Genomic DNA, 10,208 nt, shown 5'->3' on the forward strand with positions numbered 1-10,208 from the left:
GCATAGTTGTTCCGTCAACCGCGTTTCTAGATTGGGTAAGATACGCAATTTATCATTCTTAGAACCACAACCCAACTAAATACCATTCAGCAGCGCAGGCACAACTGCGGGGTAGGCCGTGGCCAGGAGACAATCCCCCACGTGCCTGTGCGAGTCCAAAAAGCAGACACTCACTAACTTCAGTACCCAACCACCAGTCGAGCAACGACCCCAACGAAAAGCCACAATGCCCCGCAGCCGCCTAGCCATCCTGCCAACCGCGTTTGTTAGTCGGATAATACTTCACTAAGTATAAAACAACCTCACCGAGACTTCGGCTGACTCATACCCGCAAGCTTCTTCACCAACTGATCCAACAACACCGGCATCTCCCTGAACGCACTATCAATATGCAACCGCTCCGTCTTCTGATGCGCATCCTTACCAAACGGCCCCACATTCAGCACCGGTGCAGTTAACTTACGCATATCCTCAAACGGTATCGAATACGTCGCACCATAGACCGGCGTATTTTTTGCAAACGCCTTCCAATGATCCTCTTCATCCTTATAATGCACATAACTCAAATCACAAATCCCATTAAAGTAATGCACCTGCTCAATGGTCAGGTCAAAGACTTGCGCACGCTCCTGCAAAAACTCAATGGATTCCTGTACGAGCGGATCGTCGGATGAGTTGACTGCTGGGTAATAAGGCGGCGCATAGAATAACACCGTCGCTGGACCGAGTTCCTGGCACTCCATTATCAGCGTATCGACAATACGTATGCATTGCTCGCGGTCATCCCATTCTTCTTGTAACAGCACTTCCTGTTTCAATCGATTCACTTCGTTTTTTCCTAACTGATCTTCAGCATATTTTAACAACTCTTCAAAACGCAGTACGCGAATATCTCCCAGCGGTACGGCCGATTCACGTTCACATACTGCTTTATACTGTTCATTACACTGTGCCATCGCTTCATTCGCCACTTGCTCGAATAAACTCATGATTTCAGCGGCTGTCCGCTTGAATAAGAAGACATTATATAACGCAGCTGCTCGCTGTGGTGTTTGTGTAGAGTACTGGATTTTTAAATCTTTTTGGTGCAGTGTGACCGGAAGAGGTGTGGACTCATCTTGATGTATTTCACGGAATAAAGGATTCCACTCCATCTTATGCGTTAAAAACGATGCCATGTAATCTGCAGTAATTCCTTTTAAAGGTTCGCCGACATGCGTTTCTTTGCCATAGAATAAAGCAGAAGGCATAATCTTTCCGATGGTTCCGGAATAAATATATTCTTTCGTATCCGAAGGTCCTTGTGAAAATGAAGGCTCTCCGTTCAAGAATAATTTATAGCGATGACCTTCCTGCTCTTGTAGACGGACAAGTTCTTTAACAGCGGCGCGCATTCCCGCAGAGTTTACTTCTTCATCGGGTACTGTACACAATAATAAATTAATAGGCCACTTTTCTATACTTGCTCGTTCGATCAACTGAATATGTAAGGCCAAACCCATCTTCATATCCATCGTGCCTCGGCCAAATAGATATTTTCCTGATTCCAAATCAATGCGTGCCGCTTCTGGCAACATATCTTTGTTTTCTAGCAACTTTTTCGTCAGTTCTTCTGGATGGAAAGCGAGCGGTTCAAGTGCTCCGTATTCATCTGTTTGCACAGTATCGAAATGACTGATCAAGACAATGGTATCTATAGCATCTGGATGTTCATACAGAGCATGTACGACTTGCCTCCCAAGACCCGCATCATGAAGCGTAATATTGTCAGGATTCTCAGTGAAATATTCCAATTCGCTCAACTTGTTTTGTAACTTCCAGGAAAAGAAACGCTCTCCTTCCGTCAATGTACGACTATCCCAACTTACTAGTTCACAAAGTAATGCACGCAGCTTTTCAGGGGTATCAAAACGGTATCGATTCATTCCATCTCCTCCTTCACGGTTAGGTAAAGTATAGCTGATTTTAAGCAATATGAGAAAAGAACTTGTATGCCATCGTGAGGCAAACAAGCTCTTTTTTATTATTTAGACGTGGAAACTAGCTGTACGCGAGCCGATTTCACTTGCTCCACTGCTCGTTTCAATTGTCGTAGATGACGTTTTTCGTGGAATCCTACGAAACGGAACCATTGAATTAACGGCACATTTCCAAAAATCGGATGCTTGAGTGATTTACAGCGAAGTTCTGTAATAGTGGCAGATTCATAGATATCCAGCAAAAAATTTCTTGATGCATGCAACTTTTCTTTAACTTCTGGAATAGATAGATGCATGTCTGTTGGTTGTGTATATTCCATGAAATACGCCTTTACTAAAGGACTTGCCGATACACTGATCGGTTTTTTGAATACACGCAAACTCTCAGGATTTTTCAATTCTTGGGCGATGTTTGTAGCAACTCGACATTCCATTAATGCTAAATGTTCTACAATCTGTTTGGGTGACCAGCCGCCATGTGATGGTGTTCCGTTAAATTCCTCATCTGTTAAGCCATCAATCAACTGCAAGATGCGTTTACGGACCTTGATGTTTTCTCCAAAAACCATCAACATCTACCTCCATTTCTTCCTCGTAATCCAATCTATTGCCATAGCATACGCCTTTTGTTCAGAGATTTAAAGAGGGAACGGTTATATTTTTAGTAAAGCCCAGCAATGGTGACAGAAGAGTGCCAATCAGGCCTGGTATAAAAGGCTTTCTAGACTTTTTTATCCGTCACATTTCTTACTTCTTGCGCAGTCGGCATACCGCCTTGTGCACCGAATTTACCTACCGATAATGAAGCCGCCACATTGGCGAACTGAACGGCAGAATGTAAATCGTTCCCTTGCACTAATTGGCTAGCCAGCGCTCCGTTAAATGTATCTCCTGCGCCTGTCGTATCCACAACCTGTGCAGGCACACCCGGCACGTAGATTAGTTGCTCCCGATCATGATAACAAACACCGTCTTTTCCTAATGTCACGAGCAGTTGAATCGGATAGTTTGAAACCGTTTCTTCTATTGAAGTACCAAAGAGCTGTGCGCACTCCGTTTCATTCGGCGTCAAATAGTGAACATACGACATATACTCTAATTGAAAGCTACTCGAAGGCGCCGGATCCATCATGACAGGCACTTCTAATTCTTTACATAGCTTAAGCACAGACCACACCGTATCTATAGGAAGTTCCAGTTGCATCATCACCAATTGGCTGGCTCCAATAACAGATTTCAATTCCCCAATCCGCTGCGGAGTTAACGCGTGATTCGCTCCTGGTATCGAAATAATCCGATTGTCCCCTTCTGTCAATAAAACAATAGCTACACCAGAAGGACCTTCTGCTTGTGTGATATAGGTAGTGTCCACTTGTTGATTCCGCAAATTAGCTACAATCATTTCTCCGAATGAATCCGTCCCAATTGTGCCGATTAGCTGAACGTTCTGTCCAAGTCTCGCACATGCTACGGCTTGATTCGCCCCTTTGCCACCAGGTGCCGTCTGAAAGTCCTTCCCTCTAACCGTCTCACCTTGTAACGGAAACTTGTCCGCTTGTGCAATGATATCCATATTCGCACTGCCAATTACTGTAATCATGCATACGCCTCGCTTCCCGCTCTTTTATCGATCCTATGCTTTTATATATCCTGTTTCAATATAGACTGCTTGCTGACTGAAAAGTTACACTTTGTGCTAAAGTATTTACAACGTCTCGTTAAACAGTATAATGAATAAATATACATCAACTAGATTATTCACAAGGAGAGAAATACCTTGAAAAAATATACAGCTAGCACTTGGTTAGCATTTTTAATTCCATCTATACTCGGTGTTCTACTATTCATGATTCCACTACCATTTGCAGCAGGCTGGAAAGTACCCATTGCCAAATTGGCGGATTTATTGTCCGGTGCATTGGAACCGATTATTCCACAACTTATGATGTACTTGATCATTGCGTCTGCACTCGGATCCGTGCTTTATTTATTCGTTAAAAAAGATCCAAACAGACCTTCATTCTTTACAAACTTATTCAAAGTGACTCCGTTTTGGACGATTACCCGCATTGTAGGGGCAATCTTCGCCATCATGGTCGTCTATAAATTAGGACCTGAAGCAATTTGGAGTGAGGATACAGGCGGATTGCTACTCGCAGGTGACGGACTCGTTTCCTTCCTGTTCAGTATCTTCTTCTTCGCAGGTCTATTGCTTCCTTTATTACTGAACTTCGGTTTGCTCGAATTCTTCGGTACATTGATGGTAAAGATTATGCGACCTTTATTCAAATTACCTGGTCGTTCTTCCATAGATGCACTCGCTTCATGGATTGGAGACGGCACAATCGGTGTTTTGCTAACAAGTAAACAGTATGAAGAAGGCCACTATACACAGCGTGAAGCAGCGATTATTTCGACTACGTTCTCTGTTGTGTCGATTACATTCACACTCGTCATCATTGATAAAGTTGGTCTTGGAAACTACTTCCTACCATTTTATGCGACGGTTCTGTTCACAGGGTTGATCCTCGCCCTCATTATGCCAAGAATTTATCCATTACGTTCTATTAAGAATACGTATATTGACGATCGTGAATATTCCACGGAGAATGAAAAACTGCCTGCCGGGACAAGCGTATTCAAACTAGGACTTACTAGCGCACTTGATACGGCTTCGAAACAACGCTCTGTTGTGAAAACTGTTCGTGCAGGTATGCAAAACGTTCTCGACATGTGGTTCGGCGTCGCACCAGTAGTTATGGCTTTCGGTACGGTCGCTTTGGTGATGGCTGAGTACACAAGCGTATTCCGAATTTTAGGTAAGCCATTCGAATACATCTTGAATATCTTGCAGATTCCTGAGGCTGCCGAAGCCGCACAGACAATGGTCGTCGGATTCGCAGATATGTTCTTGCCTGTTATTTTAGCAGAAGGCGTCATTACATCACCTATTACACTATTTACAATTGCGGCAGTTTCCGTAATCCAACTAATTTACATGTCTGAAGTCGGTGGCTTGATCTTAGGAACGAAAATCCCATTGAATATCTTCGACTTACTCATCATCTTCTTATTGCGTACAATCATTGCCCTGCCAATCATTGCAGGTATTGCACATTTATTGTTTTAACTAGAATGAGAACCCGTTACTTCTTTTGGAGTGGCGGGTTTTTTGTTTGGGATTGAGCGGATAAGGCTTGAGATTGAGCGGATAACCTGATTGATTGAGCACTTGAAGCACGATATAGAGCGATTCACACGATTGATAGAGCGCTCGACGACTGACATTGAGCGGATTCCTCGATTGATAGAGCGCTTCCCCGGTATTGAGCGGTTAGCTCGACTGATTGAGCGCTCCAGCCGCGTCATAGAGCGAATAGCCCAACTGATAGAGCACTCCAGCCACAGCATTGAGCGGATAGCTCGACATATAGAGCACTACAGTCCATACATTGAGCGGATAGCTCAACTGATCGAGCACTCTCCCCAACAACCCACCCTCCTTCATTAAAAACCAATACAAAAAAACTGCTCTCATGAAAGAGAGCAGCCAAATGAAACAGCTTGAAAGCAACCCTGCTGGAATGTGGTGAATGTCCGCAAGTAAGGGAGGGTTGCGTTTGGGAATTAGCGCGGCAAAGCAATGGTGGGCTTTTGTGCGCTAATTTCCAATGAATAGACGTGTACAGTTTGCTTTCAAGTGTTTACGCGATATACAGTGTTTGCTGACGGGTTACCGAAAGCCATCTATACAGTGGAGGCCTATTCCACTGCATAGATCACTATCGGAATGCCAGCGACAAGTTGGTGCTTGCCGCTGCATTAAATTACTTGGTTTCTACTGTTTCTGCGGGCAAATGTTGAACTTTCACATCGAATGTCTTCACTTCATTACCTAATATTGGACTCGGTTCAGCCGGTGCTTTGGCGTCATGTGATTTTGCATTTTCACGACTATGTAGCCAGCTATCGAAAAATTGACGGTCTTCCCATGTCGTACATACTTTTATTTCATCGCGATCTTCGTTGTCTTCATTCAACAATACTTCCATACGAATGAAGCCTTCAAATGTGTGAACAGCTTTTGCTTTTGCAAAACGTGCGGTTACTTGCTCGCCTTTGCCTTTTTCAACATAGATCGTATTGATTGCGATCATTTTCTGCATCATACTACCTCCAGTTTAATTGACTCTAAATATTTAAGCACGGGCGCTGATTGTGCTCCACCTACTGCTGCATGACGAAGTAACGGAATGCCGTGTGGACCTTTTAGTTCGTCCCAGCTCGGATACCACTTCAACATCGCTTTTACGATTTCGAGTTCACCGAGCATAGCAGCCGCGAATATATCCATCCGCGCACCTTTTTCTAATAAATAGACTGCAATATCTCGATTGCCCGTGTGCGCCGCAGCCCCTAGACCGCTTTCCCAGTCATCGCCGCCCCAGTTCATGACAGCATGTACTAAATCAGGCTCCTGTTCAATCAACCGTTGTACTTCCACAAAACTCCCATGTGCGGCAATCACATATTCTCGTACCAGCGCTTGATCAATGGGTTGCTTCATTTTTGCTTCCGTTCTCATAGCATTCACCCTTTTCTAATTTACTTGGTGTGAAAAAGCATTTTCCATTATTCATGAAAATCTCTGCGTCGATTTCGAAAATAGAGTGGAACATTTCTTTGCACAGCACGCATTGTGGAATTCCGTCAAAGCGCACGCTACCATCTTTCAACACGATGAGGCGGTCGCTGTAACTTGCAGCTTGATTGATATCATGAAGAACCATAATAATAGTCATTCCGTACGTTTCATTTAATTGTGTGACCAACTCCATGACTTCCAATTGATGTGAAATATCCAAATACGTGGTCGGTTCATCTAGCAATAACACTTTCGGTCGTTGCGCAATTGCCATTGCAATCCATGCACGCTGACGTTCGCCACCAGATAATGACTGCAACATGCGATTCTTGTATTTCTCCAATTTCGTTACACCAATTGCCCAGTCAATAATGTCCTGATCTTCGCGGCTCAACTTGCCGTAGCCTGTCCGGTGAGGATGTCGTCCGAATTCTACTAACTCGCCCACCGTGACATCGAGCTGATGATCTTGCATTTGCGGAAGCATAGCTAAATTCCGAGCCACTTCCTGAGATTTCATTCGTTTCAATCGATCGCCGTTCAGCAAAACTTCGCCGCTTCCTGGTGTGATCAGTCTAGATATCAATCGCAGAAATGTCGATTTCCCCGAACCATTAGGGCCTAGTAAACTGACGATTTCTCCCTGCTTTATATGCAAATCAATGGACGTTAATTCGAATGAATCCGAATGACGATAGGTAAGTTCCTCAGTTATCAGCAAATGAATCCCTCCGTTTTTGAATGAGATACAAGAAGAATGGTCCACCGAGGAATGAGAGTAAAATTCCTACCGGTAGTTCGATTGGATTAAATAATGTACGGGCAATCGTGTCTGCTACTACGACTAGCAATCCACCACCGAGCGCAGATGCCGGTAATAAAAACCGATAATCGCCACCTACTATGGAGCGCATAATATGCGGCACGACAAGGCCAACGAAACCGATTAAACCAGAAACACTGACAGCCATTCCAGCAAGTAGCGTACTCAACACGATGAGGAAAAATCGACTTCGCTCCACATTATGTCCGAGCAACTTCGCCACTTCGTCACCGAGACGCAATATACGGATATGCTTGACCGAGAAGATTGCTAGCACGAATGCCGCAATCGCATAATAGATGATCATTTCAAACTGCACCCAGCCGACACCTGCGATTCCTCCAGCAAGCCAAGGCAACACCGCTTGCACACGGTCGCTGTACAGTAACATCAATGCACTCATACATGCGCCGATTACCGCGTTAATAGCGACACCGACTAAAATGATGCGTAAAGGCGACGCCCCACCTCTCCATGACAACGCATAGATGACAACGGCTGTTGCAAGCGCTCCAAGAAAAGCGGCAAGCGGTAAGAACATGATATAGGCTGGATAAATAATCATAATCACTGTCGCCGCGAGTCCCGCTCCCGATGAGACACCGATAATTCCCGGGTCAGCTAACGGATTCCGCATCACTCCTTGTAAGATGGCGCCGGCGACAGCGAGGCTTACCCCGACAATTATGCCAACCAGCACACGTGGAAAGCGAAGTTCCCATACAATTCGCCGTTCCATCGTGTCATTGGCTACAAAAATCCCGTCCAAAATTTCCTGCATAGAGAATGAAACCGGACCAATCATCAGGCTCAAAATAGCCGCGATCACAAGTAAACTACCACTCGTTACAAGAACGATGACCCGCTTTTTGGCAAGTGGATGACGTTCTTTCTGCGTCTGTTCTCCTGTTGCAATCACCTTATTTAACCTGTCCTAAGCTTTCTTTCATCACGTCAAGCGCTTCCACTACTTTTGTGCCAGGATTCGTACCGAATAAGTGGGAAGGTAAGACAATGACGTTTCCAGCTTTCACTGCGTCTAGATTTTTCCACGCTGGATTCTTCAACATTTCGCCTTCAAATGCCGCTTTGACAGCTTCCGGCTCACCATGTGTAATCAACATCACCATTTCAGGATTGCGTTCGATAATTTTCTCGACGCTTAAGCTTGCGTACTGTGGATATTTTTCTTCATTCGGGAAATCACTAGCAATGTTTTCTCCACCAGCTAGTTCTAGTAGATTACCTGATAATGAATTCGGAAGCGCCACCATGTATGTACCCGGTGCTCCATATACTAATAAAGTTTTCACAGCATCTGCTTTGTCCGCTGTGCTTTTTTCAATTTGTTCTGCGATCGTGTTTTGTATGGTTTTTGCTTCTTTGTCTTTATCAAATAGCTGACCGAATAGTCCAATCGTCTGTTGAATGTCTTCCACAGAGTTAGCTGCTGTGTAGACGGTCTTCGTTCCTTGGCGCTCCATATTCGCTTCATGTTGCTTGAAGCTTGGTGCAGCGATCAGGACTTCAGGATGTACTTCCGCAATCTTCTCAAAATTCGGCTGATGTGGATTCCCAATTTCAGCGATGCCTTCTAAGTCTTTATTCGGAGGGCCTTGCACTGTCGGTCGTCCATCTACTTCTATTCCGAGTGCTAGTAACATGTCGAGATCACCCGAACTCAATGTTGCGACAGATTTTGGTGTTTCGTCGAATGTTACGGTTTGGCCTGTCATGTCTGTCACTTCGATGCTTGTATCAGTTGTTTTCTCAATCTCTTCTGCTTTTACTGCGGATGCGTCTGTTTTATCTTCTGCTTTTTCTTCCTCTGCACCGCACGCACTGAGTACAAACAGCAACATCAGTACGCTGAACACACCAGCTAACTTTTTCATCTCTTTCATTCCCCCTCGAATATAATGAGAATGTTTCTCATTGAGGAATATCATAGTCGATAATGAGAATCATTGTCAAATAGATTTGTGAGAATGAATACTTTGTACTAGTTTTGAGGGGGGCATTGTTCGACTGGTTGTTGGGGACTGGAGTTGGTGAAGTGTCTGCTTTCTGGACTCGCGCCCTACCCCGCAGTTGTGCCTGCGCTGCTGAGTGGTATTTACTTTGGTTGTGGTTCTAAGATTGATAAATTGCGTATCTTACCCAATCTAGAAACGCGGTTGACGGAAAGACTAGGCGGCTGCGGGTCTTTGGCACTTTTGTTGGGGTCGTTGCTCGACTGGTGGTTGGGTACTGTAGTTAGTGAGTGTCTGCTTTCTGGACCCGCGCAGGCACGTGGGGGATTGCCTACAGCCAGAAGCCAGCTGGCGGTAGTGCTGCCAGTTGTCTCCCGGCCACGGCCTACCCCGCAGTTGTGCCTGCGCTGTTGAATGGTATTTAATTGGGGTGTGGTTCTAAGATTGATAAATTGCGTATCTTACCCAATCTAGAAACGCGGTTGACGGAAAGACTATGCGGCTGCGGGTCTTTGGCACTTTTGTTGGGGTCGTTGCTCGACTGGTGGTCGGGTACTGAAGTTAGTGAGTGTCTGCTTTCTGGACCCGCGCAGGCACGTGGGGGATTGCCTACAGCCAGGAGCCAGCTGGCGGTGGTGCTGCCAGTTGTCTCCCGGCCACGGCCTACCCCGCAGTTGTGCCTGCGCTACTAAGTTTTATTTATTCTGGTTGTGGTTCTAATAGGAAGAAGATCAGGACATCGTGATAGCTAGTATGTATTTCTTGAAAAAGAAGTGTAGGAACTGCCA

10 protein-coding genes are annotated in these 10,208 nt (G+C 45.0%); 1 reads left to right on the forward strand and 9 read right to left on the reverse strand.

Annotated elements, in window-relative coordinates:
- Positions 1-302: 302 nt before the first annotated feature.
- The 3 genes from CSV64_RS16200 to rbsK form a co-directional block, all read right to left on the reverse strand.
- Positions 303-1,925, reverse strand: coding sequence for a M20/M25/M40 family metallo-hydrolase (locus CSV64_RS16200; protein WP_099635635.1), 1,623 nt, complete (start codon positions 1,923-1,925; stop codon positions 303-305).
- 98 nt (positions 1,926-2,023) lie between these two features.
- Positions 2,024-2,548 (reverse strand): DinB family protein, encoded by a 525-nt coding sequence (locus CSV64_RS16205; protein WP_099635636.1) that lies wholly within the window; start codon positions 2,546-2,548, stop codon positions 2,024-2,026.
- Between the two features lie 152 nt (positions 2,549-2,700).
- Positions 2,701-3,579 carry a ribokinase gene (rbsK, locus tag CSV64_RS16210; protein WP_099635637.1) on the reverse strand — a complete coding sequence of 293 codons (879 nt, stop codon included), beginning with the start codon at positions 3,577-3,579 and terminating at the stop codon, positions 2,701-2,703.
- A 177-nt stretch (positions 3,580-3,756) separates the two neighbouring features.
- Between rbsK and CSV64_RS16215 the strand changes: the two genes are divergently transcribed.
- Positions 3,757-5,109 (forward strand): YjiH family protein, encoded by a 1,353-nt coding sequence (locus CSV64_RS16215; RefSeq protein WP_099635638.1) that lies wholly within the window; start codon positions 3,757-3,759, stop codon positions 5,107-5,109.
- 204 nt (positions 5,110-5,313) lie between these two features.
- Here the strand turns inward: CSV64_RS16215 and CSV64_RS16715 are convergent, their stop codons facing one another.
- The 6 genes from CSV64_RS16715 to CSV64_RS16240 all read right to left on the reverse strand — a co-directional run bounded on the left by CSV64_RS16715 (position 5,314) and on the right by CSV64_RS16240 (position 9,342).
- Positions 5,314-5,469, reverse strand: coding sequence for a hypothetical protein (locus CSV64_RS16715; protein ID WP_158233064.1), 156 nt, complete (start codon positions 5,467-5,469; stop codon positions 5,314-5,316).
- A 337-nt stretch (positions 5,470-5,806) separates the two neighbouring features.
- Positions 5,807-6,145: an antibiotic biosynthesis monooxygenase gene (locus tag CSV64_RS16220; protein WP_233190523.1), complete on the reverse strand. Its 339-nt coding sequence runs from the start codon at positions 6,143-6,145 to the stop codon at positions 5,807-5,809.
- The gene (locus tag CSV64_RS16225) at positions 6,145-6,564 is read right to left on the reverse strand and encodes an ankyrin repeat domain-containing protein (protein WP_099635639.1); all 420 of its coding nucleotides are present in this window, start codon (positions 6,562-6,564) and stop codon (positions 6,145-6,147) included. The genes CSV64_RS16220 and CSV64_RS16225 overlap by 1 nt, the downstream gene beginning before the upstream one ends.
- On the reverse strand, positions 6,530-7,345 hold the full coding sequence (locus CSV64_RS16230) for an ABC transporter ATP-binding protein (protein WP_099635640.1): 816 nt from the start codon (positions 7,343-7,345) through the stop codon (positions 6,530-6,532). The genes CSV64_RS16225 and CSV64_RS16230 overlap by 35 nt, the downstream gene beginning before the upstream one ends.
- Positions 7,332-8,363: a FecCD family ABC transporter permease gene (locus CSV64_RS16235; protein WP_233190524.1), complete on the reverse strand. Its 1,032-nt coding sequence runs from the start codon at positions 8,361-8,363 to the stop codon at positions 7,332-7,334. The genes CSV64_RS16230 and CSV64_RS16235 overlap by 14 nt, the downstream gene beginning before the upstream one ends.
- Positions 8,364-8,367: 4 nt before the next feature.
- Entirely contained in the window at positions 8,368-9,342 is a 975-nt protein-coding gene (locus CSV64_RS16240) for an ABC transporter substrate-binding protein (RefSeq protein WP_099635642.1), read from the reverse strand.
- Positions 9,343-10,208: the final 866 nt, after the last annotated feature.

It is taken from the genome of Sporosarcina sp. P32b, assembly GCF_002743335.1.
Lineage (GTDB): Bacteria > Bacillota > Bacilli > Bacillales_A > Planococcaceae > Sporosarcina.